Source organism: Chryseolinea sp. T2 (genome assembly GCF_037203685.1).
GTDB lineage: Bacteria > Bacteroidota > Bacteroidia > Cytophagales > Cyclobacteriaceae > Chryseolinea.
In genome coordinates this window covers 295,143-320,946 of the sequence record NZ_JBBCAU010000007.1, presented here as the reverse complement: position 1 = coordinate 320,946, position 25,804 = coordinate 295,143, and the positions used below count along the sequence as shown (strand labels likewise).

The 25,804-nt window shown below is 46.8% G+C and carries 24 protein-coding genes; 16 read left to right on the top strand and 8 right to left on the bottom strand.

Annotated elements, in window-relative coordinates; all coding sequences use genetic code 11:
- Positions 1-8: 8 nt before the first annotated feature.
- The 3 genes from WBG78_RS22580 (at position 9) to WBG78_RS22570 (ending at position 5,336) form a co-directional block, all read left to right on the top strand.
- Positions 9-2,549, top strand: coding sequence for a TonB-dependent receptor plug domain-containing protein (locus WBG78_RS22580; protein ID WP_337328766.1), 2,541 nt, complete (start codon positions 9-11; stop codon positions 2,547-2,549).
- A gap of 102 nt (positions 2,550-2,651) precedes the next feature.
- A complete protein-coding gene (locus tag WBG78_RS22575) occupies positions 2,652-4,556 on the top strand; it encodes a beta-N-acetylhexosaminidase (protein ID WP_337328765.1) in 1,905 nt (634 codons plus the stop codon).
- 60 nt (positions 4,557-4,616) lie between these two features.
- On the top strand, positions 4,617-5,336 hold the full coding sequence (locus WBG78_RS22570; protein ID WP_337328764.1) for a LysE family translocator: 720 nt from the start codon (positions 4,617-4,619) through the stop codon (positions 5,334-5,336).
- Positions 5,337-5,406: 70 nt separating this feature from the next.
- On the opposite strand, the gene WBG78_RS22565 is transcribed toward WBG78_RS22570, so the two are convergent.
- Complete coding sequence (locus tag WBG78_RS22565) at positions 5,407-7,347, bottom strand: glycoside hydrolase family 172 protein (protein WP_337328763.1); 1,941 nt, start codon at positions 7,345-7,347, stop codon at positions 5,407-5,409.
- A gap of 56 nt (positions 7,348-7,403) precedes the next feature.
- Here WBG78_RS22565 and WBG78_RS22560 point away from each other — a divergent pair, with 56 nt between their 5' ends.
- The 3 genes from WBG78_RS22560 to WBG78_RS22550 are packed head-to-tail and all read left to right on the top strand — an operon-like array spanning position 7,404 to position 9,702.
- The gene (locus WBG78_RS22560; protein ID WP_337328762.1) at positions 7,404-8,177 is read left to right on the top strand and encodes a ThuA domain-containing protein; all 774 of its coding nucleotides are present in this window, start codon (positions 7,404-7,406) and stop codon (positions 8,175-8,177) included.
- Positions 8,174-8,950 carry a ThuA domain-containing protein gene (locus WBG78_RS22555; protein WP_337328761.1) on the top strand — a complete coding sequence of 259 codons (777 nt, stop codon included), beginning with the start codon at positions 8,174-8,176 and terminating at the stop codon, positions 8,948-8,950. Before WBG78_RS22560 ends, WBG78_RS22555 begins: the two co-directional genes overlap by 4 nt.
- Complete coding sequence (locus WBG78_RS22550; RefSeq protein WP_337328760.1) at positions 8,947-9,702, top strand: formylglycine-generating enzyme family protein; 756 nt, start codon at positions 8,947-8,949, stop codon at positions 9,700-9,702. The genes WBG78_RS22555 and WBG78_RS22550 overlap by 4 nt, the downstream gene beginning before the upstream one ends.
- 28 nt (positions 9,703-9,730) lie before the next feature.
- Here the strand turns inward: WBG78_RS22550 and WBG78_RS22545 are convergent, their stop codons facing one another.
- The 3 genes from WBG78_RS22545 to WBG78_RS22535 all read right to left on the bottom strand — a co-directional run bounded on the left by WBG78_RS22545 (position 9,731) and on the right by WBG78_RS22535 (position 11,590).
- Positions 9,731-10,414: a carbohydrate-binding protein gene (locus tag WBG78_RS22545; protein ID WP_337328759.1), complete on the bottom strand. Its 684-nt coding sequence runs from the start codon at positions 10,412-10,414 to the stop codon at positions 9,731-9,733.
- A gap of 29 nt (positions 10,415-10,443) precedes the next feature.
- Positions 10,444-11,010 carry a DUF4136 domain-containing protein gene (locus WBG78_RS22540; RefSeq protein WP_337328758.1) on the bottom strand — a complete coding sequence of 189 codons (567 nt, stop codon included), beginning with the start codon at positions 11,008-11,010 and terminating at the stop codon, positions 10,444-10,446.
- An 82-nt stretch (positions 11,011-11,092) separates the two neighbouring features.
- Entirely contained in the window at positions 11,093-11,590 is a 498-nt protein-coding gene (locus WBG78_RS22535) for a VOC family protein (RefSeq protein WP_337328898.1), read from the bottom strand.
- 369 nt (positions 11,591-11,959) lie between these two features.
- On the opposite strand from WBG78_RS22535, the gene WBG78_RS22530 reads away from it, so the two are divergent.
- From WBG78_RS22530 to WBG78_RS22520, 3 genes are all read left to right on the top strand, one after another.
- A complete protein-coding gene (locus WBG78_RS22530; protein WP_337328757.1) occupies positions 11,960-13,402 on the top strand; it encodes a baeRF7 domain-containing protein in 1,443 nt (480 codons plus the stop codon).
- Between the two features lie 63 nt (positions 13,403-13,465).
- Positions 13,466-14,212: an SRPBCC family protein gene (locus WBG78_RS22525; RefSeq protein WP_337328756.1), complete on the top strand. Its 747-nt coding sequence runs from the start codon at positions 13,466-13,468 to the stop codon at positions 14,210-14,212.
- 71 nt (positions 14,213-14,283) lie between these two features.
- Positions 14,284-14,607, top strand: a complete 324-nt coding sequence (locus tag WBG78_RS22520) for a hypothetical protein (RefSeq protein ID WP_337328755.1) — start codon at positions 14,284-14,286, stop codon at positions 14,605-14,607.
- A gap of 50 nt (positions 14,608-14,657) precedes the next feature.
- Here WBG78_RS22520 and WBG78_RS22515 read toward each other — a convergent pair whose 3' ends face one another.
- Positions 14,658-15,632, bottom strand: a complete 975-nt coding sequence (locus tag WBG78_RS22515) for a bile acid:sodium symporter family protein (RefSeq protein WP_337328754.1) — start codon at positions 15,630-15,632, stop codon at positions 14,658-14,660.
- Between the two features lie 415 nt (positions 15,633-16,047).
- On the opposite strand from WBG78_RS22515, the gene WBG78_RS22510 reads away from it, so the two are divergent.
- Positions 16,048-17,109 carry an NADH:flavin oxidoreductase/NADH oxidase gene (locus tag WBG78_RS22510; RefSeq protein ID WP_337328753.1) on the top strand — a complete coding sequence of 354 codons (1,062 nt, stop codon included), beginning with the start codon at positions 16,048-16,050 and terminating at the stop codon, positions 17,107-17,109.
- 110 nt (positions 17,110-17,219) lie between these two features.
- Positions 17,220-17,663: a DUF1572 family protein gene (locus WBG78_RS22505; protein ID WP_337328752.1), complete on the top strand. Its 444-nt coding sequence runs from the start codon at positions 17,220-17,222 to the stop codon at positions 17,661-17,663.
- 12 nt (positions 17,664-17,675) lie between these two features.
- Here WBG78_RS22505 and WBG78_RS22500 read toward each other — a convergent pair whose 3' ends face one another.
- Both WBG78_RS22500 and WBG78_RS22495 read right to left on the bottom strand, forming a co-directional pair.
- Positions 17,676-20,387 (bottom strand): ATP-binding protein, encoded by a 2,712-nt coding sequence (locus WBG78_RS22500; protein ID WP_337328751.1) that lies wholly within the window; start codon positions 20,385-20,387, stop codon positions 17,676-17,678.
- A gap of 205 nt (positions 20,388-20,592) precedes the next feature.
- Positions 20,593-21,528: an alpha/beta hydrolase gene (locus tag WBG78_RS22495; protein ID WP_337328750.1), complete on the bottom strand. Its 936-nt coding sequence runs from the start codon at positions 21,526-21,528 to the stop codon at positions 20,593-20,595.
- 168 nt (positions 21,529-21,696) lie between these two features.
- Here WBG78_RS22495 and WBG78_RS22490 point away from each other — a divergent pair, with 168 nt between their 5' ends.
- Positions 21,697-22,584, top strand: coding sequence for a dienelactone hydrolase family protein (locus tag WBG78_RS22490; RefSeq protein WP_337328897.1), 888 nt, complete (start codon positions 21,697-21,699; stop codon positions 22,582-22,584).
- Between the two features lie 151 nt (positions 22,585-22,735).
- Positions 22,736-23,521: a hypothetical protein gene (locus WBG78_RS22485; protein WP_337328749.1), complete on the top strand. Its 786-nt coding sequence runs from the start codon at positions 22,736-22,738 to the stop codon at positions 23,519-23,521.
- A 35-nt stretch (positions 23,522-23,556) separates the two neighbouring features.
- Here WBG78_RS22485 and WBG78_RS22480 read toward each other — a convergent pair whose 3' ends face one another.
- Positions 23,557-23,943 carry a VOC family protein gene (locus tag WBG78_RS22480; RefSeq protein ID WP_337328748.1) on the bottom strand — a complete coding sequence of 129 codons (387 nt, stop codon included), beginning with the start codon at positions 23,941-23,943 and terminating at the stop codon, positions 23,557-23,559.
- 201 nt (positions 23,944-24,144) lie between these two features.
- Between WBG78_RS22480 and WBG78_RS22475 the strand changes: the two genes are divergently transcribed.
- From WBG78_RS22475 to WBG78_RS22465, 3 genes are read left to right on the top strand one after another with little or no spacing between them, the layout of a single operon-like run.
- On the top strand, positions 24,145-24,714 hold the full coding sequence (locus tag WBG78_RS22475; protein ID WP_337328747.1) for a hypothetical protein: 570 nt from the start codon (positions 24,145-24,147) through the stop codon (positions 24,712-24,714).
- Positions 24,714-24,998 (top strand): winged helix-turn-helix domain-containing protein, encoded by a 285-nt coding sequence (locus tag WBG78_RS22470; protein ID WP_337328746.1) that lies wholly within the window; start codon positions 24,714-24,716, stop codon positions 24,996-24,998. Before WBG78_RS22475 ends, WBG78_RS22470 begins: the two co-directional genes overlap by 1 nt.
- A gap of 45 nt (positions 24,999-25,043) precedes the next feature.
- Positions 25,044-25,802, top strand: a complete 759-nt coding sequence (locus tag WBG78_RS22465; RefSeq protein WP_337328745.1) for a tetratricopeptide repeat protein — start codon at positions 25,044-25,046, stop codon at positions 25,800-25,802.
- Positions 25,803-25,804: the final 2 nt, after the last annotated feature.

Genomic DNA, 25,804 nt, shown 5'->3' with positions numbered 1-25,804 from the left:
ACGATTAAATGAAGGCACGCTTCTTATTGCTCAGCACTATTATCCCATGCTATGCCTTCTCACAGGAGGTGAACCGTGACTCTGTTAAAACTACCATCCTGAGCGAGCTGGTTGTCACCGCCAGCCGGCATCAGGAATCATTGCTCCAGGCGCCGGCCAGCGTTGAGAAGATGAACCAGCAGTTCATCAGGCAATCTCCTCAGCCCAGTTTCTTTGATGCCATCACAAACCTGAAAGGGGTTCAGGTGATCACACCGAGCCTCGGATTCAAAGTGATCAATGCGCGGGGGTTTGCCCACACCACAAACGTGAGGTTCGTTCAAATGGTAGATGGCATTGATAATCAGGCTCCGCACATTGGAGCGCCCATCGGTAATTCATTGGGTCCTAACGATCTCGACATCCTTTCAGTAGAGCTTATTCCCGGATCGGCATCTGCCATGTACGGAATGAATGCCATTAACGGAGTTGCAAATTTCAGTACTAAGGATCCCTTTCTATATCAGGGAATCGCCATCAGTCAGAAGACTGGCGTTAACAACATCAACTCTCCGGATTCGAAGTCCACAGTATTCAGTGAAACAAATCTGCGCATAGCCAAGGCGTTCAATGATAAATGGGCCTTCAAAGTGAACGGGTCGTTTGTAAAGGGAACAGACTGGGTAGCGAACAATCGGACAGACCTGAATCCTAGCGCCAACTCCTCCACGGGTCTTACGGGTGAGTCAAATCCTGGTGCCGATGTAGTGAACCAATATGGTGACGAATCCAGCAACCGGCGTACCCTCACCCTTGGCGGAAAGCAGTATGTTGTGAGTCGTACAGGATACGCAGAAAAAGAGGTGGCTGATTACGGTTTGCAGAATATGAAGGGCGACGCAACGATTGCCTTCCGCCCGAATTCGAAAGTTGAAATGTTTTACACTTACCGTGCTGCGTACCAAAACAATATCTATCAAAGAACGAATCGCTTTCGTTTTGAAGATTACTTAACGCAGCAGCACGCGTTCTCCCTTAAATCAAACACGATTCAATTCAAGGCTTACGTCACCCAGGAGAATACAGGTCAGTCATATAACATTCGTTCCATGGCCGAAAATGTTGATCGAAGCTTCAAGCCGGACAATGTCTGGTTCTCTGATTTTTCAAAACAATTCAACAGTGATGTAACGGGCGGAATGTCGGTGCCGGACGCCATGGCTCATGCCCGTGCAATGACTGACAATGGAAGGATTCAGCCCGGCTCACAGGCAATGACGGATAAAATCGAAGAGCTGCGTGACATCAATAACTGGGATGTTGGTGCAGCACTTCGTGTAAAAGCGGCACTCATCCACTCGGAATTTCAGCATGACATCACTGACCTTTTGTTTAAGAAGTCGAATAGTTTTCAGCTGATGTACGGGGTGGATTACAGAGACTACAACATTGTACCCGACGGAAACTATTTTGTGAATCCTGAGGAGGAAGGAAAGAACATTAACTACTGGAAAGCAGGTGGCTTTGTTCAGGCAACGAAATTGATGTGGGACGGTAAGTTTAAAGCCAATGCCGTGATGCGCCTTGAGAAGAATCAATACTTCGATCCCAAACTGAATGCGAGACTGGCGATGGTCTATACGCCCGCACCAACCCATACGATCCGCCTGTCTGCACAGAGCGGATATAGGTTCCCCAGCATTTTTGAAGCGTTCTCGAATATCAATAGTGGTGGCAGGAAGAGAATTGGTGGATTACGGGTGATGTCGGACGGTGTATTTGAGAACAGTTATACACAAAGTTCGATAACACAATTTCAGCGAGCAGTGCAAAGTGATGTCAATACCAAAGGCATGACTTTGAACAACGCGATCGTACAGGAGCAGGGATTGCTTGCTGAGAATCCGTACACGTATCTCGAGCCCGAACGTGTACGAAGTCTTGAAGCAGGATACCGGGCTGTGATGCTGGACAATCGTCTCACTATCGATGTCGACGCCTACTATAATATTTACGATAATCTCATAGCGCAGATCGACGCGAACGTTCCCAAGACTGAAAAGCCCGACAGTATTCCATTCTATCTGCAGCAGAATTCAAAACAGAACCTCTACCGCCTATGGACGAACTCCAAGACGATCAGTCATAACTACGGGGCTACTGCCGGCGTGAATTATGCATTGACACGTAAGCTTACCGTTGGCGGTAACTTTACATACGCGAAACTGGGGCACAAGGATCAAAGCGACGGGCTGGAGGACGGGTTCAACACGCCGCCATGGATATATAATCTCTCTGTTTCTGGAAGTTCTCTTTATAAGTTCTTTGGCTTTGGAATCAACTATCGGGAGCAGGCTGAGTTTCTCTGGCAATCGGCTCTGGCAACAGGAACAGTATCCAGGTACCGAACTCTGGATCTACAGGTAACGGCAGATCTTTTAAAGGGATCGTTGATTGCGAAACTGGGAGCGACGAATGTATTAAATCAGTACTACTATTCGTTCATCGGCGGCCCGGCCATTGGCGGACTCTACTATCTGAATCTGACTTACGCATTGCATGGCAAATGAAATTGCCTTCTGCGAGTCCCATTCTATACAATTGATGATTTATTGAGTTACATTGCTGGAATGCCAGCTGGCAATAGATTAATTCAACCTTATCAATCAGAAATGTCACGCATTTTTCTTTTTCTAGTTTGCGCGTGTGTCATGTGTGCGGCAGCGACAGCAAACGCTCAAACCTCTGCAATCAAGATCACGCCGGTTCCTGTGAGCCTCCAGGTTCAAAATGGCGAGTACACAATCACACAGCAAACAACAATAGGTGTCCCGGACAAGCAGCCCGAATTAGCGAAGATTGCCGCTTATCTGTCAGAAAAGCTCAGCCCCGCAAGCGGCTTTTCGTTAAAGACTACGACAACATCGGGGGCCGGAATTGTCCTTTCATTGAAGAGCGGGACTGACAAAGGTGCGCTGGGAGATGAAGGTTATACATTGCAATCAACTTCCTCGGGCGTAACTATCGAGGCATTTTCAGCTGCCGGTCTGTTCTACGGCGTGCAGTCACTTCTACAATTGCTACCACCTCAAATTGAGAGTAAGAGAGTGGAGAGCACAACGTGGCGGATACCCGCGGTGAGCATCACAGACTACCCACGTTTCAAGTGGCGGGGACTTATGCTGGATGTATCGCGTCATTTCTTCACGAAGGAAGAAGTGAAGGCATACATCGATCAGATGGCGCGCTTCAAGTTTAACAGACTTCATTGGCATTTGACCGATGACCAGGGATGGCGCATCGAGATCAAGAGTCTTCCGAAGTTAACCAGCGTCGGAGCGTGGCGGGTTCCAAGAACCGGACTTTTTAATACAATGACTCCACCAAAGCCAGGCGAGAAGCCTACCTACGGAGGATTCTATACTCAGGAAGATATTAAGGAAGTAATCCAATATGCGAAGTCCAGATACATTGAGATTATGCCTGAGGTAGATGTTCCAGGACACAGCATGGCGGCGATAGCGTCTTACCCGGAGTTGTCGATTACTAACGATACGACTATTCGTGTCAATCCAGGAAGCTCATTTGCTACCTGGGGTAACGGCACTTTTGTAATGCATACAGACAATTCGCTGGATCCGACTGATGAGAAGACGTACCAGTTTCTAACGAAGGTGTTTGGTGAAATCGCTTCATTGTTTCCATTCGAATACATCCATGTGGGTGGTGACGAATGTTACAAAGGATTCTGGGAGCGGGATCCGGGAGCGCAGGCCTTCATGAAGAAAAATAAGATCGCCTCAGGTACAGAGTTGCAGGCCTATTTCATGAAGCGTGTCGCAAAGATCGTTGAGGGGCAAAAGAAGAAGATGATCGGATGGGATGAGATCCTGGAAGGAGGAATTGCGCCTAACGCGGCCGTTATGGCATGGCGTGGCGTGAAGGGCGGGGTTGAAGCGACTCACCTTAAACACCCCGTTGTAATGAGTCCCGCTATAGACTGGTACCTCGATATGATGCAGGGAGATGTGTCAACAGAAGTTCCCGTGTACGGCACTTCACGCCTCGACAATGTGTACAAGTTCAATCTTTTGCCTGAAGGTATCGATGCATCTTATGTAATAGGAGGCCAGGCGAACATCTGGACTGAGCAGATCGCTTCTGTGGCGCAATTGCAATACATGACTTATCCGCGGGCCCTGGCCGTGTCAGAAACTTTATGGTCGCCTGAAAAGAATAAAGACTGGAAGAACTTTGTCACACGTGTTGAAGATCAATTTGTACGCTTCGATGCAGCAGGTGTCAATTACTCAAGAAGTGTTTACGATCCAAGTATAAGCATAACAAAGTCGGGTGAGGTCTATGCCATCGAAATGAAAACGGAGCTGGACGACCTCGACATTTACTATACGCTCGACAATGCCATTCCAAACCAATATCATCCGAAGTACACAGGTGGGAAGATCATGATACCTGTGGATGTCTATCGCTTCAGGGCCATTGGCTACAGAAAGGGAAAGCAAGTGGGTACTCCCATCTTGATCAGACGCGAGGATTTTGAGAAGCGTTCTAAGTAGATTACTGGCGAGCTGACGCAATTGCGTAATGATGTGAGCTTGAGATTATTTTCCGGCGTTATGCCGGACCACATTTATCCAGGGGCGGCAGTAGTGTCGCCCTATTTTTTTTCGACTACCTTTGTATTTCGCCGCTATATACGCGGTTATAGCTTAGCTTATCCCGGATTGATACTTCAGGTTTTCATCATAGGCGCCGTAGCCAGCTTCATCGGATCGATTCCTCCGGGTACGTTAAATATCCTTGTTATGCAGCTTGGTCTCGAAAACAAGCTGAAGGCGGCCCTTAATTTTGCTCTGGCGGTTGCCCTTGTAGAATATCCTTACGCCTGGATTGCAGTTGCATTTGAAGGCTGGGTAACCAGCTCGCCCGTTGTACAGGAGAATTTCAAAATACTGGCGGCATCTGTCATGGTACTACTCGGACTCATCGGGCTTTGGAGCGCACGCAAGCCATCGGCTGCAACGGTGAAGCTACAGGAAAGCGGATTTGTGAGAGGACTGGTGCTAAGCATTCTGAACCCGCAAGCGATACCCTGGTGGATTGCTGTGACCGCATATCTCAAAGCAGAAGGATGGATTGTTCTTGACACAACCGGAAGAGTTCATGCCTATGTCCTGGGTACCTCGTTAGGTGCTCTTGGCCTCTTGACGCTGTTGGCGTTTGCCGCTCAGCGCGTGTCGCGATTCATTCAGCACAACAGACTCATCGCAATGCTGCCCAGTGCAATTCTACTGTTGCTGGGTATCATTACGTTTATCAACATCTGGCTTACCTGATATTACTTGAATGTGCCTGGTGAGCAGCTAATTCATCCCTCGTTTTCCAGGAGTCTGGGGAGTCAAATGTTTATTGTATCTTCTCAAACTCCAGGGCCATGATCTTCACCGACGTATCGCCTGCTTTCTTACGAAGAGTGATCGTCTTAACTTCATCTGTAATCTCAATTATTCCAGCATCAATCGTTTTCCCCTCGGCCGGCGTATCACTGGCCGCGGCGATCCACTCCGATACCTGGTCCGACCGTTGCCAGATGCTGAATGGTTCAAGGCCTTCTGTCCTCCCGTATGTGAGGTATAGTTTGTATCGCCCGTTGTGGAGTGTGTTAAGAACAATTTGGGCCATGGGTATCGCTTCGGGATCAATTGTGGCAAACCACTTGTCACTGCGCTTCATCGAAATGATCATTGCCGGATCTTCATAGCTGGCAGTCGCGAGCCAGTAGAGTGTAACCATCATCCCCTGCGCGGTCAGTTTATCACGATGTGCGATCTTACCGATCGAGGCATCGATAAGCACAGGTTTGTTTTCGAACTGAGGACGGTCACCGTAGAAATAAGCAACCGAAGTGTAATCAGCCTTAACGTTTTCTTTTGCATCCGGCTGATGTTCGATCGTCATATTGAAAGACTCATTGAAGTTGAGTTTGTCATTCATGTAAAACCGATAACCACCTGTTCGCGCGCTCATGAGATTGTAATCTAACGATCCGTGAAGAGGTAAACTGATACCGCGGTCCCATCTATCCATCACGGCATACCATCCACCATTGAAGTAGTCTTCAGATCCCGTACCATGAAGCTTCAGCTTACCATCAATGGTCGCCCGGTCGTCGCCTTCAAAGAACCGAGTGTGACCTTCTTCGAGCCCTTGCGATATCAGCACTGTTCCCACGTAGTGACCTTTGCCTTTGATGTCGGCAATGAGATGAGGAGTTCCGGATGGGCTGTTGTACTCACGGCGTGATTGAACATACAATTTACCTTCATTGGCGGGATTGCGCTTTTCTTCAGTATAGAATACAGATCCAGTGACGAGAATTTCTTCAGGACCTGTCTGCCCTTTATCATATTTCAGCCTGAAGTCGGCAGACTGATCGAAAGGCATCGGCAGATATGAGTGGAGCTTTTGAAGGTTTGCTCCCAGCAGTATGGATTGCATCGCCGATTTGCCAAAGGCGAAACCAAAGAAGTCGTGAAGGGGAAGGTCCAGGGCATTCTTTGACTCGTTGTCCCATCGCGCGGTAAGCATGACTTTCCGATAGACCTGCGTCAGCGTTCCTGCATCCAATTCAATGCCTACAAGTCTTCCGCCGCTGGCGAGTGAAAATAAAGACTCTTCGACGCCAGAGCGAAGTGCTATGTTTATTTTCTTCTCTTTCACATTATTTCCATACTCTGCAACGGGCGAGACCTTTCTGTTCCAGGTCGTTGAAACCTTCTCCAATGCTGCCTGGTGAGTACGCACCAATTCGTTGGTAAATGACTTTACAGCATCTTCCTTACGGAGCGTACGGTACTGTGTTTGATGAAATTTAAGCTCAGTGCCGACGTACACGATCTTTAACGACTTCTCATATGGTATCGGTAAATAACAATAGTAACCTCCAACCTGATTTCCACTTAATGGTGCAAGGAAAGGAAACGTCTTACCGGTGAAGAGCTCAATAAATGGTACGGCTATCCTTGGTTTCTTTTCGCCATCAAAATAGAACTTGACAGTGTCCTTCGTAGGAGTTGGAGTCCAGATGCGATTAACAACACCCGGCCCTTTCAGATCGGCCATTACCAGACCTCCTGCTTCTTTTCTGACAAAGGAATACTTCCCGCTAAACCCATCGTCGTTTCCGCCTGTCCGGTCGTAGCTCGAAAGCTGTTCGATTTCTCCGGTCCTATACTCGGCAAGTTTCCGGACGCTGCTCAGGTTGAGCAGCTCTTTGTCGTAAAAGTCCTGCGCATGGGCATTGATTAATGAGCATACGAGGAGCACGCATAAGGAAAGGTTTCTCATGACTGCAATGTTAGTCGCTAAAGTTAATTACTATATTCGGCTTGCATCTCTGTAATATGATGACGAATCCCTTTTTGTTTATTTTCTTCCTGTTGCTTTCCTTTTTCAGTTCTCCGGCTCAAAGTCCACGGTTTAAGGTGGCTGCATTTTATTCCACGAAGGGCGAAATGGACCATGTGGATTTTGCCAGAGACGGATTGTATTTTTTTGACCTGATTGCAGCCCAGCAACAGTTTACATTTGATGCCACAACGGATTGGACGAATCTCAATGACAACTACCTCGCTAATTACGATGTCGTGATTTGGTTGAATGACTTTCCGCAAACAGATGACCAGCGTAAGGCATTCGAACGTTTTATCGGTCGTGGCGGCGCATGGCTGGGTTGCCATGTCTCAGCTTTTAATCTTCCGGATTCGAAATGGAAATGGTTCAACGAATTTCTGGGAGGTGCTTATTTTCATTCGAACAACTGGCCCCCACTGCCAGCTAAGGTTGTTGTTGATGATCGGTCACATCCTGTGACAAAACGTTTGCCTGCCAGCTATGATTCGCCAACGGGCGAATGGTATCAGTGGACGCCCAGCCCACGCGAGAACAAAGATGTTAAGGTACTGATGTCACTGTCGAAGGAGAGTTATCCTCTCGGTGTGAAGACCATCATAAAGGACGGAGATACGCCTGTAGTATGGACAAACACCAGGTACAAAATGCTTTATATGAACATGGGGCATGGTAACAAAATCTTTTCAAGCCAGGACCAGAACAACATGATCACCGATGGCTTGTTATGGCTCGGTGGCGCTGAACGAATGGAGGTGAAGAAATGATACGTCCGTTGCTAATTCTTGTTGCCGCATTTCTTTTTCATGCAGTTTGTATAGCGCAGCCTGAGTTTAAGGTGCTGGCCTTTTATAGTACAAAGGTTGAACAGGACCATCAGGACTTTTCAAAGGATGTACGTGCATTTTATACAAAGCTTGCTGATGACCGTAACTTTACTTTCGACGTCACGAAAGACTGGACCAATCTGAATGATACGCTCCTTAAAAATTATCAGGTGGTGATGTGGATCAACGACTTTCCGCACACGGAACAGCAACGACGTTCTTTTGAAAAGTATATGGATAATGGAGGCGGTTGGATAGGGTTTCACGTTTCCGGTTATAACGATAAGACTACTGGCTGGCCGTGGTTTGTTGATTTTATGGGAGGCGCAGTCTTTTATACGAACAACTGGCCGCCGCAGCCCGCCCGCTTAATAGTCGACGACACGACCCATGCGATTACGAAAGGTATACCGCCTGCTCTGGCATCACCCACCAATGAGTGGTATCAATGGAAGCCAAGTCCGCGAGCCAACAAGAATGTTAAAGTGCTGCTCACGTTGGATCCGATGAATTATCCCCTGGGCATTAAGGATATTATTACTGGTGGTGATACGCCCGTGGTGTGGACCAACACCCGATACAGGATGATCTACATGAACATGGGACATGGCGATGCTGTTATGTCTGATGCACTCCAGAATAAGATGATTGCAAATTCACTGCTGTGGATTGGGAAAGGCAAGCCAGTAACCATAAATGCCGTCAAGAAATGAAGACCATCGCTATTCTGCTCTCTGTTCTTGTTAGTGTTTGTATTCATGCACAAGATGTGCCAGAGATGGTCTTCGTGAAAGGTGGAACATTTGAGATGGGAAGTGATCAGGGCGAGCGCGATGAAAAGCCGGTTCATAAAGTTGAAGTAGGCGATTTCTGGATTGCAAAGACGGAGACCACCGTTGCTCAATGGAAATTATTTTGCTTGCGTACTGGACGGTCAATGCCCAATGCTCCATGGTTTGGTTTTAAAGATGACCATCCGATCGTCAACATCAGCTGGGACGATGCCGTCGCTTATTGCTATTGGTTGACCGAGACAGCTAATGTGAAGTTCAGGCTTCCGACGGAGGCTGAGTGGGAATACGCCGCGCGCGGCGGTTCTGGTGGCACTTCAGATCTCTATAGTGGCAATAACGTCCTGGATTCCGTAGCCTGGTATGGACATCATTCCGAGGGGACGATGAAGGTTGCTTCGAAGCCAGCTAACACCCTTGGGCTATACGATATGTCGGGCAACGTCTGGGAATGGTGCAGCGATTGGTATGATGAAAGTTACTACTCAGTAGCTACCAAACTTAGTCCCGCAGGTCCATCGCAAGGACGATTCAAAACGTTGCGCGGAGGGGCCTGGGATATCGGCGCGCGTAATACGCGAAATGCGTATCGAAATCCACTGTCGCCCACTTCGAGAAATCACAACAAGGGATTTCGGGTAGTGTTTTCGAACCGGGATCATTATAAAAAATAAGAACTGTAAAAGATTGCGCGCTGTCCAGCTACTTGATAAGCTCAAAATCGAGGTGCTCGTAGTTCATCTGTCCCACGGCTATAGTATGAAGCGTTAACACCTGCGTTCCTTTTTCCAATTGAACGAATGGTAACTGATCGAGATAGTTCCAATGATGCCACTGACGCCAGGCGATCGTATCCTTATCTACATAGGTGGAAGGCACATCGATTGGGCCCGTTACATCAACGTCGTTAACTGATAGCGCGATCTGCCCATCCTGGTTGGCAGTATACATTAGACCTAGTCTATACTTTCCGGATTCTTTGACATCTACAGTATATTTGATCCACTCCCCTGGTGCAGTCCAGCCCACATAAAGTTGATCCGGCTCCGGTTCAACGAAGTTGAATGGAGAGTTGTCGATCAGAGGGTCGCGAAATTTCGTGTAGGATATATCAACCGGTTCATGCAACCTGAACTCATTCAGATAGTTTCCATCCGCCGGATTCAGTTTTCCGCTTCCTGAGTTGGTTGAGTCATTATCGTGAAATGCTACGCCCTCTCCGCCAAGATCATAAAGCTCGAACTGGAGCCGGCCAGGTATTGTCTGTGCAGCTTTGTTCTGCGCATCGCTGAAAGGTTTGCCTTCGTAATGATTCCTATTCCCCTGGCATGCGGCAAGTGAGCACATGATTAGTGCGCAACGTATAGCCATCATGTTGCTTTTCATGTTCAATCGATTCAGTTTGAAGACGGAAGTTAACGCGATTTCTTGAGGGGATACTTCTTGAAGATCTTTGCTGTGTATTCCATGACTAACTCCGAAACGTCGTCGGAAGGATTGAAGGTTTTATTCACCATTCCTGTCCAGACCTGTTTTCTCGTTTCAGTGTCGTACATGGCAAATTTCAATACGCCATCGGCTTCAGTTTTTTCAATGATCTTGCCACCGGCAACAGGAGCGGATCCCGCAACATAATATCCAGGCCCAGCTACACCAAGGCCGAGGCTAAGTGTTGGAGTTTGTGAATAGGTAGTGATCTCTTCAACACTTGTGAAGAACAGGAAGACTGCGTCTGGCTTAAGTGTGTCCATTGCCATGCCACGACTCTTTAATTCGGCGTTCGCTGCATACGTTATTGAACCACTGAATAATTTATCTCTTCTATAACGGTTCAGTACGCTATCGCCAGGGGCCAGCCAGGCGTAGGTTTTGAACTTCTTAAAGTCGATATGCGTATCATGATCGGATGTAATGGATTGTCCGTGCAGAGAGAGATTGCACAGTACGTTGCCCAGTAATGCGAGGATCAAATATTTTTTCAAGACTACGGTGTTTGGTGTGAAGATAGTCCTTTTGTGGGAGAGCTGATCAGTATTGTTGTGTTATCAGAAATTTTGTTTGAGACTATCGGGCAAGTTCACCAACTAAATCATCCAGACGAAGCGGACGCGTGTACATCACAAGCGTTCCGTCCGAATTAAGTGGCCATTCTTCTCTTGGGCGATCCCAATACAATTCTACACCGTTGCCGTCGGGATCGTTTAGATAAAGCGCTTCAGAGACGCCGTGATCGGAAGCACCGGTGAGGGGATAGCCGGCCTCATGCAGCCGCACATAAATAGCCGCCAGGTCTTTACGTGTCGGATACAGGATTGCATTATGAAACAAACCCACGCCATCCCTTGACGCCGGCGGGGAATTCTTGCTGTACCAGGTGTTCAGTCCGATATGATGATGGTAACCGCCGGCAGATATGAAAGCCGCATCAACGCCATAGGTTGTCATTACCTGGAAACCCAGGAGCTGGCAATAGAAGTCAAGGGAACGTTGCAGGTTAGAGACTTTCAGATGTACGTGGCCAATGCGTGTTTGTGTAGTTTTCCATAATGCGGCGCCATCAATTTCATCTAATTTGGTGAAAGCGTTTCATTAACCAAATATTGCCACCCACGAATAGAAAAATTCAGCCTGATCCAGAGATACAGTTTGATCGGGAGATTATTGGCGATAGTTATTGTTTCAAAAATTAGACCATAGTGTCATTCCTCGAATTGATGAATGATTGTGGATCAACCGCACACTTCATTTTTCCCGATATGTGCATACAGTTCGCAGAAAGCCATTATTACATGGCATATGAATTGAACCCAACGTGATTAGGTGTGGCTTAAATGAACAAAGGTGATTTCACATACGCATCGTACAACGCAAGTGCTGGATTACAACTTCATGACGAGCCAATATATTGTCTGACATTAAACCCATTGAATCATGGCGAAAGACAGAGAAGGAAACCTTCACCCGAGTGGTGGAGCGCCCTCAGTACGAGGTGCAACAATGGATATTACTATTGACCACAATAACCTTGAAAAGCAAATTGAAATTGAAGATCGATACGGTATTGATCCGGATACAAACAATATAACGAGTGCCCAGGTTCGGCATCCAAACCGAAATCCGGAGAAGCGGAACGAAAGAAGAAAAACCACACTGAGATCTACTACGGTAAGGAATCAGCAAGCAGGTAATACAGCCAGTGACGCAACACCGGAAAGTGTGGCGGAAATTTCCCGTGACTTCCTGAATGAGTTGTTTGATCATAAAGGAACTCCATGCATTTCGATCTATCTGTCTACAGAACAGATGACTGTTGATAGGAATGAGCAGGCGGACGCAATTGCCTTCAAATCTGCGCTTCAACAGGCTGAAAAGTCTGCGCAGGAAAATGAAAAGGCCCTGATGCAACGCGTGCTTTCGCCAGGTTATGAACTGCTGCGCAATGGGGAATTTTGGAGTTCTCAATCTGCCCGCGGGCTCGCATTCTTCCTTTCGGATGGATACTTCAAGTATGTAGCCATACCGTCGGCAACACAGCAGCAAACCGTGGTGAACAGTGCTTTCGTTGTCTCGCCTTTGTTGCCCTTTCTCACAAATAATCAGCACTACTTTTTATTGGTCGTCAGCAAAAAGCAATCGAAATTGTTTCGCGGCGACAGGTTTGGGTTGACTTTCATTCAATTGAACGAAATGCCAAACGGTATTGAAGATGTTGTTCATCTCGAAGAAAAGGACGATGAGAACTTATTCAGAACTGGAAGCAGCGGTGGTGGCGGTGGTGGAGTTTATCACGGTACGGGTTCGAGTCGTCCTGATGATAAGGAGAACATTGCGATGTATCTGGCGGAGGTGGACAGCACCATTCGCAAGGAAGTGCTCCACGATTCAACTGCTCCTCTATTGCTGGCCGGCGTCGGATACCTTATTCCAATCTACAGGAAAGTAACTAAATACAATCATGTTTGGGATAAGGCCATTACCGGAAACCTCGAATACGAGAACGAAGACAAACTCTTTGCTGCTGCATCGGAAGTGATGCATGAATACTTTGAAGAAGCAAAGAAGAAGGCGTTGAACGACTACGGCAATAAATCCGCGACGGAATTAACAGCGCACATCATCGATGATATTGTCCGCGCAGCTTATTATCGGAGGATCGACACTTTGTTTGTTAGTAAGAGTGCGAGATTGTACGGGTCTTTTGATGACATCAATGATAAACTGATCGTTCACGCTTCGGAAACGCCGACGGACCACGATTTGATTGATAGAACTATTCTTAAGACTGTCTTATCGGGCGGAAAGGTGTTTATGCTGGAAGAAAACGAAATGCCGATGCGCAGAATGATGGTAGCAATCATGCGCTATTCGCAGTAGATCATTGACTATAATTCAGTGAGGTCAAAATCAAGTTTGTAAACCAATCAAGTTGAAATCGCCATGAATACCCGGATCAAAGGAGGAAGAACAAGTACGGCCCTGCAAGCTGACAGTTCAGATGCAAATGGCATCGTTAAGGTAGTGCCTGATGATATAACGATCAATCAAAACCTCAGCATAGCCGAGCGTTTGATTTCTGCTGCAGCCGGAGGAGCATTGCTGTATTCTGTCCTCGCGCGCCCATCGCGCTTATTAGGGCTGGGAGCAGCAGCTTACTTATTTTATCGCGCGGCCACTGGTAATTGCGTGCTTTATAATTTCATGGGTGGGCATGTAATAACCTATCCCCGAAATGTTAATGTACGTACATCGGTAATGGTGGATCGCCCCAGGTCGGAAGTATATCATTACTGGCGGAGGCTTTCAAACCTTCCGTCATTCATGAAGCATATCACGCGTGTCGAGGAACTTGATAATAAGCATTCTGAATGGTCAGCGTCGATCCCTGGCCTGCCAATGAATATCCGCTGGAAAGCAACCATCGTGCTCGATAAAGAGGATGAAGCAATAGGCTGGGAGTCAAGTGAAGGATCTCCCTTGCACAATGCGGGCAAAGTTGAGTTCGTTGATATTGGTGAAGGCAGGACTCGCGTAAATGTGACAATTACCTACAGGGCGCCTGCCGGACTCGCCGGTGAGAAATTAGCACAAGCTTTGAATCCGGCATTCGAAAGGATGGTGCTGGCAGATCTGCAAGGTTTTAAGTCAGCGGTCGACATTCCGTTCGGACAGCCCGCCGGAATTTAAGGATAGTGGCTGATAACTCAAGACTGATGCTTAGCGCAACCCGCACACTCATAATGATAAATACCGAGTCGATGAATTTTATCATCACACCGTTTCGACTATCAGAGGAGGCGTGGAATTCCACCTATGATGAAGAGCCCCTCTGGTATAAATGGATGGAATTTGAAGGTGGAATTAGTATAGCAGGGCAGGAGATAACGGTAGCGTTTCGTATCGCCGTTGACTTTGTTAGCGGTGAACCTTGTGCTGTCCTCTTCCGGCCTGTCGACTTTATTGAGGCAAAAGATTGGGTTCTAGACACGACAATGCTGCCCATGAATGACAAGACAGCTCTGCTTGATCTTCTGAATGTGATGGAAGACGATGACCGGCTTTATCTCCATTTTGGTTGTTAAAATATTAAATAACACAACGAACTATACATCGTGTGTTAGTTATGACCGTATCAGCGCATGGTAGTACCCTGGTCGCTCTTTTTTGATGCAATAATGCTGATGATGAAGATTTGCATCGCATGAAACATCATCAGAGGAAGTAACAGGATTCCCACCTGGGCGCTGTTCTGAAAGAGTATTTTGGAAAAGACAGTTCCATGAATCAACGATTTCTTTGTGCCACAAAACTGCGCAGTGATTTGATCTTCGTGTGTGAAACGCAAAACTCGTGACAAGTAGCCTGAGAAACTATAGACACTAAAGAATAGCACGAGCGATGCGAACAGAATAGTGAGAAGGTCAATCACCCCTACAGATCCAAATATGTTCTGATCAAACGATTCGGCGAAGCTCCTGTAAATAATCAGAAGAATTACGGACTTGTCGAAAGTGGAAAGTTGCTTGCTGTACCGCTGAACATACTTTCCAAGGTAGCGCTGTAGTATTATACCTAGCAAAACCGGACCAAGAATTTCTAACGTAAGTTTAAGGTAAATTTGACTGAGATCGAATTCTGAAGATGTTTGCTGGATGAACAATCCCATCCACAAAGGTGTGATCACTATTCCAACTAATCCCGAGATACTGGCATTAAATATAGCAGCTGGTATGTTGCCTTTGGCGATTGAGACCATTACTACCGACGAAGAAACCGTGGAAGGAAGGGCCGCGAGAAAAAGAAATGCCAGCCATATAAGATGGGCGTGTTCACCTTCAACAAAAGGCAGGAATACCAATACTATCAACGGAAAGAGAAGGAACGTAGTGCTTTGCACAAGAACATGAAGCTTCCAGTTTTTTAATCCTGATACAAGCTTTTCACGACTGAGTTTTAAGCCATAGAAGAAAAAGATCAGAGAAACGCCGATCGACCCGATTGTATCAAGGGGCAAAGGGCTGTCATCGCGACCCAACTGAGGAACCATGTAGGCGATCGCTATCACAACTATGATTGCGGCCACGAATCCGTCGATCTTGAATTTCAAATCAGGTGTTTAAGTCGTGCAAGATAGAACTGATCCTGGAATATGATTACATGATGCCGCTTCATATGCAATTTGACAGGTGATCATTTTCCTGTTTGTGCTTCTGGTATATCCTGCTTCGTTTTTTTCTTAAGCACCAGCCCGCTCACCAATGCAGCCGCCAAGCCGATTGGCGGTACTTCTGCGATCCTATTGATTGCTAAAATAAGAGGATATTTCCGCCAGGTGTAAGGCCTATGGAATTCCGTTACCTTTAACGTCATCGTGTGCATGGAAATTTGCAAGGCAGGCATTGCTTTTTTTAGCTGTCTATTGAACTTCGTGCCGATCTATCGTGTATCTAGTATTGTAAACTGGCTGTTCTGAGAACTGCAGGATATGCCGGATTTTAATTTAAATTGATTTCTTTCAACCTATGTCAGCAAAGCTGTTTGCTCCCCTTAAGATCCGTGATCTTACTTTTCGTAATCGGATATTTGTAGCTCCAATGTGTCAGTACTCAGCGACTGATGGTGTTCCCAACAACTGGCACCTCGTGCATTTAGGAAGCAGAGCTGTAGGCGGCGCTGCACTGGTTATTGCTGAAGCCACGTCGGTAACTGATATCGGGAGGATCAGTCCTGCCGATCTGGGAATATGGAATGATGAACAGAAGGAGGCATTTAAACCCGTTACTGCCTTCATAAAAGAGCAGGGGGCGATTCCAGGAATTCAGTTGGCCCATGCCGGCCGAAAGGCATCGACTAAAATTCCGTGGCAGGGGCATGGAAAAATAGAAACCGGAGGCTGGACGCCAGTGGGGCCGAGCAATACTCCTTTCAGTGCAACGTATCCAGTACCCCGGGAGTTGTCGTCATTGGAAGTTGAGCAGGTGGTAGTGGATTTTGTTGCTGCAGCAAACCGGGCAAAGGATGCAGGATTTCAAGTGGTTGAAATTCACATGGCTCACGGGTATTTGTTACATGAGTTTTTGTCCCCGATATCTAACAGGAGACAGGATAATTATGGCGGCGCTCTTGAGAATCGAATGAGGCTTCCGTTAAAGGTTGCTGCTGCTGTTCGCCAGGCATGGCCAAAGGAGTGGCCGGTGTTTGTGCGTATCTCTGCAACCGATTGGGCCGAGTCTGGTGGTTGGGACGTTGAACAGAGCGTCGTCCTTGCGAAAGAGCTGAAGAAACTGGAAGTTGATATGATTGATTGCTCTTCGGGTGGAACACTTGAGCGTCCAGTCATTCCGTTGGGACCCGGATATCAGGTTCCGTTCGCTGCGACAATCCGAAAGGAAGCCGGCATAGCGACAAGCGCTGTGGGCATGATCACTACCGCGAGACAGTCTGAGGCAATTTTGCAAAACGGGGAAGCGGACGCCATTTCAATCGCGAGAGAGATGCTGCGCGATCCTTACTTTCCGTTGCATGCAGCCAAGGAGCTCGGTTCTGAGATTCAATGGCCTAGCCAATATCTTAGAGCAAAATAGTTCAGAAACGCATCCGGGCATTCAAGTAGCACTACGCTCTTTAAGAGGCGAAACGCGGGTTGCGATTTGTTCAAGTTTCTATCTTGCGCTAACATCAATATGCACCAATCATGGCAATTCAAACATTGAAGAAGCTGTTTAGCCGGGATCTTGCAAAGCTGAGGACTGAGATAACTTCTTACAATCAGGAATCAAACATTTGGAGGATTGAAAAGAACATAGCCAATTCGGGTGGAAATCTCTGCCTCCATCTCGTCGGTAATCTGAACACGTACATCGGCAAGGAACTCGGTGGGACCGACTACGTTCGCGACCGGCCCGCAGAGTTCGCTTTGAAAGACGTTCCTCGGGAAAAGCTTTTGAGCATGATCGATAACACAATTAAAGTAGTCGATAGCGCGCTGGACAAAGTTTCGGAGAACGATCTAAAAGAACAATTTCCAATTCTGGTGTTTGAAGAGATGACTTCAATCGAGTATATGCTGATCCATCTGGCTACGCATCTAACTTACCATCTTGGCCAGGTGAACTATCATCGGAGATTGATCGATTAATAAATCGGGATTCTATGCGTGCTCTTCGCCGTTCAGTGGTAGTATGATGCGGAAGAGCGCACCTTTATCGGGTTCTGAACTTGCCTCGACAGATCCATGAAGAACTTCCGCCTGGGTTTTGATCAGGTACAATCCCATACCCCGACCGCCAACGTGTGAGTGAAATCTTCGATAAAGTTTGAATACTTTATCGCGATGCTGTTTAATGTTGAAACCTAATCCGTTATCGCGAACTTCCAGGACAGCACGTCCGTTTTCTACATGACTGGAAACCTGAACTTTTAGTGCTCTTTCAGGTGAGCGGAACTTTATAGAATTGCTCAAAAGGTTATATAGTATGTTTCCGAGCAGACTTCGGACAGTATACAACTCCGGAAGTTTTTTGAAATCGGAGGACAATTCCTCAACGCCTGTAAGATTATCTTTGAGGCGTCCCACGATCTGCGTCCATTCTTCTTCGAGAACAATATGTTCGCGACTGAATTTTGGGTCGTTGCGTAGTTCAAGGATATCAACCAGATCCTTGATAATGTGATCAAGTTCCTCAGCGGTAACGTCAATGAAGTCTACCAACTGTCGTGTCTCCGCGGGAAGTTCCTGACGTGACACAAGATCGGAGAGGCCGAGAAGGCGTGCAACAGGTCCACGCAGGTTGTGCGAAACTGTAAAAGAAAATTGTAGTAATTCGTTATTGTTCTTAATCAGCTCTTCGTTAATGCGTCGAAGTTCGACGGTTTTTTCGGCAACGATCTGTTCCAGTCCGCGATTCATCTCGCTGATGCTTTGATGGCTATCGGAAAGTTTCTCGGCTTGCGTTTGGATCTCCTGTTTCTGTTCCGATACTTCACTGTAGAGTCTGCTTAATTCTCCATTTACTTCCTGGAGCTTATCAGCCTGCGCCTGTATGCGCGCATTCTTTTCGGTAATAGAAACGTTGAACAGCCTGGTGCGCTCATAAAAGCGATAGTAAGCAAACGAGAGGGCAGCGAGGAGCAATAGCCCAATCAGTCCGGCAATTATCATGATGGACTGCTTCTTTAGTTTCTCGTCCTGGAGCTGGATCTTGTTGTTGGAAAGAAGTTGTTCCTGTTGTAGCGACTGAATATCACGATTGCGCTGTTCAATCTCCTGAATCTTTTCCAGGTTAATAAATCGACGGGCGATATCGGTTTTACGCAGGGAGTCGTCGAGTTGTTCGGCCAGTATTGAAAATGAGAGTGCTTCTTTAAACCTGCCTTGTGCAGAGAGGAGATTTCTTCGTGTGTTATAGTTTCTGACGATCACCTCTTTTGCACCAAACCGCCTCGCATACTGCTCCGAGCGCTCAAGATCAGGTAGTGCATTGTTCAGGTCTTTGTTTAAAACTTTGGCCTGACCGCGGCCCCAGTATGCCCAGGCAAGCACCTGATCACTCGGTATTCTTTCGGCAAGTTGAATACTCTCTGTGTAATCAGCAATCGCCCGTGTGTAGGCATTCCGTTGCAGGTTGAGGTAGCCAAGATGCATATGCGTTTCGCTCACGCCTTGCTGACTCCCAAAGCGCTTGTAGATGTGCAGCACTGAATCAAGACAGATATACGATGCATTAAACTTCTTCAAATCGATGAGCGCAACACCTTTCAATGTAAGGCCGTCGGCAACGTCTCCCTTAAGGAGCTTTTGAGGATTACTCTGCATGGCCTCGTCAGCCATGAGCACAGCATGCTCAGGATCGCCGAGAAAGTGATTGATCCATCCGATCTGAATTCGGATAATGGTACTCTCAGCATCGAAGTCGTGCAGCTGACTAACTTTTAAGCCGTTGTACAAATTGTCAAGTGCGATCTCGTAGTCTCCGCGTTCAGTAAATACGCGGCTCACATCAATCAACAGCGTGACATATTTTCGAATGAGACTTTTCTGCAGAAAGTAATTTCGGGCCGAGCCAAACAGAACGGAAGCTTTATCGAAGTCGCCTTTTCTGAATAGCAATAACGCGTGAAGTCTTCGGACATCATTTTTGAACTCCTGATCAGTTGAAGGATCACGAATAATCTCGGTGGCTTCCTCGGTGAGTTTTTCGGCTGCAGGGATATTCCCCAATACCAGGTTAAGGTCGGCCTTCATTGCAAGGGCTTCAACGAGAAGGTTTTTGTTGGGCAGCGTCCGGCGTATTGCAATTGCGCGGTCCAAATAGAATTGTTGTGAATCCGTCTGATACCGTTGGCCATACAGGGCGCTGATATTACGATACAATTTGGATAAGGTGACTGGATCGGCGCCGTCCTTTAATATTGCCCGGCTGCTTTTGAAAAAGAGCATGGCGGAATCCATCTGTACTTCCTCGAGGCTGCAATTACCCAATTGAAGATAGGTATAAGCAGCAAGCTCCTTATCACCAGAAGCCATGGCCAGAGCGAGGCCTCTGCGGAGATTTGAATGCCCTGTTTCCAATTGACCGGATAGATATTCGGCCACCCCGCGATAGGTATAAGCCCTTGCCTCACCCTGGGTATAGCCGATTGCATGACTTAGTGTTAACGCCTCCTTGTTGTAGGAACTAACTTTAGCGCTATCGTTTGTGATGTAGGTATAAGTTAGTTTGTTCAGGAGATCCACTCGTGGTTTTCCTTTAGTGGCTCTTAATGATCTTTCCAGGCTATCGGCACCGACGGGCTGTCCAACTGAAAGGGTCCAGCCCAGAAGAGGGATGATGAGCACAATGAACGCCTTTGTGATGTGCATTCCGGAATGGGTGAATCATGTAAAGGTACTGGTAATTCCTGTCAATTTAAACCATTGCTTTAACGTCATCGATTGCTGTAAACCAGCGTTTTACAGGGTGTTACCGAGAACGCTTAAGGGCTTGCAAATTTTTTAAAATCAGAATTCGCACACAGTAAAAGAAAATACTTAATAGCCTCGCCAAACCGATGAAACATTCGGTCAGTTACTTATAAATGTCGGACGGGTTCCTCATAAAAGAATTTTTACGATTGAGGTCTTTTATGTTGATGTCGATAAACAAAGGCCGCTTCGAGAATACAAAATCGCGAAAGAAGTCCTGTATCTGAGGTTGATACTCTTTCATTGGAAATGCGGCTACGTCATGGCGAACGTTTTCAAATGAATAAAAACAGTAGGAATAGCCTTGTTTTTTGCGTCGTTTAGCGAGGCACTTTGAGCCGTAGACGCCGGTGCCCAGGAGGCTCACCTTATTATAAGGTACCCAGTTGTCTTTGCTTCCATGAAAAAAAAGCGTTGGAGCTGGAGCGATGTCATAGTCGGGCCTGCCTTCGCGGCTGTAGATGGCGCCTGCAAACGAGACCACAGCGGCATATTGGAAAGCCGCGGGCAGGACCTTGGCATTTTTCATGTTGTTACGCTTTTCATAGTCGGCCTGTAGGGCGGTGATAGCACCAGCACTCGAGCCACTCAGTATAAACTTGCCGGTATCCAACTTCAAGTCAGTAGCGTGCTTCAACAGGTAATCCGTTGCTGCATATACATCCTGGACGGCAATTTCTATGGCAGTAATGATCGGCTTACGGTTGAAAAGAGAAGGTGGTTTTTTTGCGTCCTTTAAGCCGAGGCGGTAGTCAATGGCAGCAACAGTAAAGCCCTGTTCTGTAAGGAATTTGTAATATGGAAGGTAGACTGCATCGGTGCGCGATCCGGCAAGAAATCCACCGCCAAATATGCATATTACCAGTGGGCTATACGCATCTTCAATTTTGTCTGCTGAAGGACTTGGCGGATAGATGTCCATATCCAGCCGTGGTCCATTATCATATCGCTTGAACTCAACTGTCGACGGTTGTCCAGTAGCATGAAAGGACATCCATAAGATCAACATTAGCAGGGGCCAAACTATCCTCAATGACATCGTCTTAGGTTTTTATTCTGAAGAAACAGCCCAAGGTAATATACATCACTGCAAAAGCATACGCGCCTGGATAAGCAAGTAGCCAGCCAAGGAAATTCGTTCCCTGTGGTTGGTATACTGGCATTCAATTTATTATCTTCTACCAAATTAGAAGCCATGAACTCAAATATAAATCCCATCCGGAAGGAAGACATAAAGCAGGAAGTATTTGACCTGTACGACGATTATGCTCACAATCGAATTGACCGATCAACATTTATGCAGCGATTGTCAGTCTATGCGGTCGGCGGAGTGACTGTTACATCCCTGATGAGTTTTCTCATGCCGGACTACAAGGAGCGGTTTCAAATACCTAAGGACGATCCACGCATCAAGACGAGTTATGTTGAATATGAATCGCCTAAGGGAGGAGGAAAGATAAAGGGACTCCTTTCGATGCCTGCAAAGTTTAATGGCAAACTTGGTGGCGTTGTGGTTGTGCATGAAAACCGCGGCCTCAATCCACATATTGAAGACGTAGGAAGGAGAGTGGCGCTTGCTGGCTTCATATCATTGGCGCCTGATGCGCTCACACCACTCGGTGGCTACCCGGGGAACGACGATCAGGGCAGAGAACTGCAGTCTAAACGGGATCGTAACGAAATGCTTGAGGATTTTATTGCTGCTTTTGAAACGTTGAAGAAAAACAAGGATTGCAATGGTAAAGTCGGCGTTGTTGGATTTTGCTTTGGGGGATGGATAGCCAACATGATGGCAGTGCGTGTTCCCGACCTGGCTGCGGCTGTTCCTTTCTATGGAGGTCAGCCTTCTGCGGATGATGTTCAAAAGATAAAGGCCCCGCTCTTGCTGCACTACGCAGGACTGGATACGCGTGTGAATGAAGGATGGCCAGCCTATGAGGCGGCGTTGAAAGCAAACAACAAGTCTTATCAGGCTTACGTGTACGATAACGTTAATCACGGATTCAACAACGATACAACGCCGCGATACGACAAGGCTGCGGCCGATCTCGCATGGACAAGAACAATTGAATTCTTCAAAAGTAAACTGTCGTAGGACGTAGATTAGTATGATACAGTGGCATAAAGCCAATTCTTTCGACCGATTTCCGAGAGCAGTTGCAGAATCATACCCCGGGTAAAGGGATTCTGCGTCAATGCTTAATTCTTATTCCAACCATGGCGCCATCTGGTGTGTCAGTACAACCATGACATATCCAAAGATGAAGATTACGCCATACTGCCTTTTCATTCTTGCACTACTGGCCTTGATGTTTAACGGCTGCGACGATGAAGATTCCAATCCAAAGCCACAACGGAAAAGTATTGCCATGTCTCATGGCGAGTTCCACTATACCATCCTTCACTACGATGATAGCGATCGAATCATGAGAATTGTAAACGGATTAATCGATGATCAAAGTGATTCCGTTGAAATGATATTCTATGTCATCTACAACGGTCCAAACATTCAGAGGATAACAGCTGAGGATGAGTCGCAGGTTTTTCAGTACAGATATAATGATGACAGGAGAATGATCGAGACCCGCGAATATGCAAATGGGCGAGTTGCTTTTTTGCATTCATTTATCTACAACGAAGCAGGTAAAGTAGACGCATGGATGACGAAGGCAATAGATGGCGATAATGAAACGCCAATCAGCCGTAAGTTTTATACTTATGATGAATCCGGAAATGCGACATCAATGGAGTTGGAGAATTATGATCCGGTTACCAGGGGTTACGCGCTAGTTTCCAACTCGCAGTTCCTCGATTTCGATAACAAGAAGAACTCCTCCTCATTGTTCCTTAATTTTATTAATCCGTATCATGTGCAATTCGAAAACAATGCCCGGGTGTGGCGTATTCAGAATGCAAATGGCTCTGTTGGCGAAACGAAATACGAATACGAGTACAACGCTGATGGGTACACGACAAGTCAGCGCGACATAGAGGGGGAACTTGAAATTCTTTATAGCTTCGATTTGCCGTAGGACCTTTCGCTGCAATTCAGCCGGCTCCCACGTTGCTAAAGTTGTGTGCTCACCGACCACATGTTGCCTGCAAAGTCGGCGAACGTGCCGCGCCGGTCTGGATCGCCCTCCTGCTGCTTCGGGGCCTGAACGGCGGTGCATCCTAGTGTCAATGCCCGCTGATACACTTTCTCAACATCCTGAACATAAACGTGCATGATTACTGTCACCGCCGGCCATTGTTGAGTAGCATCCGAAAGCATGATCACACTATCATCTATTCTGAGTTCCGTATGCATGATGCTTCCATCTGGACGGTCATATCGTCGGAGCGGTTGAGCGTCGAAAAGACTAACCAGGAGATCGATCATTGTTTGTGCGCCATTTACAATTAGGTATGGCGACGCAGAATTGTAGCCTTCGGGTTTAAATTCGTGTTTCATTGCATCTTTTATTTGATTTCACTGAATCGTGCCGCAAGGCTCAAGATAGCGTAACAGATGCGAAAAAACGCAGATCCAATTGGCGACAAAGGCAATCATGCATTTACAAGGAGAAGGGTGAATCCAGGGTATTTTAAAATAATTTGGTTTATACTGTAAACCAGTTTATATTTGATCCGTATATATCTCCAAAAGATAAATATGGAACCCTCAAACGAACTTACAGCCAATCAAAGTCTCGAACTCATCAGCCGGATGATCAGTGAAGCCAAAGGCCGCGTACAGGCAAATAGTTTTTATTATTTGCTCTGGGGCTGGGTTATTTTGCTTGCCAACCTTGGGATGTTTACCCTCAACCGCGTCGGATTTGAACGGCCTTATCTTGTATGGCTCATTACGATACCTGCGTGGATCCTATCTCTCGCATGGGGATTTCGTCACAGAAGCGCCGCAAGAACTTCAACCCACTTTGAACGCGTTAGCACTGCTTTGTGGGTAAGCCTGGGCGTTGTAATATTCACGCTCGTAATATTCGGTTATCAGATCAACTTCCAGTTGGGACCGATTATCCTCATGATCAGTGCTATTCCAACTTTTACGTCTGGCGTCATTCTTAAATTCAGGCCTTTAATCATAGGAGGAGTGCTTTTTTGGATAGCCGGTATTGTGAGTTTCATCCTGCCTCGTGAGTTTCAGCCCCTCGTTGGTGCGGTAGCAATTGCGTGTTGCTATCTCGTTCCAGGTTACATGCTTAAAAACAGGCGCGACTGATGTTCAAAGACCTAGATCCTTTATTGCATTCACAACTGCGGCTGGCGATTATGTCTTTGTTGCTGACTGTGGACTCTGCTGAGTTCACCTACATAAAGGAGAAGACGAACAGTACTGCAGGCAACCTTAGCATCCAATTGGACAAGTTGTCTGATGCGGGATATCTGAAAGTCACCAAGTCATTCAAGGGCAAGAAACCTGTTACTACGTGTTCTATTACAAAGGCTGGCATCAAGGCGTTTGAAGACTATGTGAATGCGTTAAAGGCCTACATCCAACCCTAGTATTTTTTTGTCCATATAGTTTATAACATAAACCAGTTTATACAAATGAAGACCAAGACCCTTATGGCATTGTCGATTGTTTTGACGATCGCCAGCTCAATTGACTGCACTGCGCAGTCTTTGGAATCTAATCCGGCTGCATATCAGGCATATCTGAGTCGTTCGACGACGGATGCTCAGAAGGCCTGGGTGAACGTAGTAACCACAGCTGAGGCTGACGCGAAGACAACGCCAACAGACGACACGAAATTCAAACTTGCATTGGCTCACTATGGACTTTTGAATGCAACCATGCGTTCAATGGATGAAGCAACATTTAAGAAGTACATTGATGGAGCAGTAATTAATCTTGAGTCGATCAAGGGCATGCATGCGGGAGAGGCGATGGCCGTGCTGGCTGCCGTGCATGGTCTGCAGATGGCGTATGATCCTTCGAAGGGCATGTTTCTCGGGCCGAAAAGTAGTTCGTTGCTAAGCAAAGCACGTAAGTCTGATCCCGATTCACCACTTGTCTGGAAGCTGTATGCCAACTCCATGTTTCACACTCCGGAGGCGTATGGTGGCGACGTTGTGGAAGCCATCACAGCCTATGAGAAGGCGCTCTCGTTGTACAATACCCAAAAGGAAAAGACACGGGATAACTGGATATTCCTTGATACCATGGCGTTCCTCGGTCAGGCATACGTCAGACACAATGATCCATCCAGGGCAACTGCGATTTATGAGAAGGCCCTTGCTGCTGAACCTTCTTTCGGTTGGGTAAAATACAACCTGTTACCCAACGCGCAGGCCAAAGCTAAATAGAG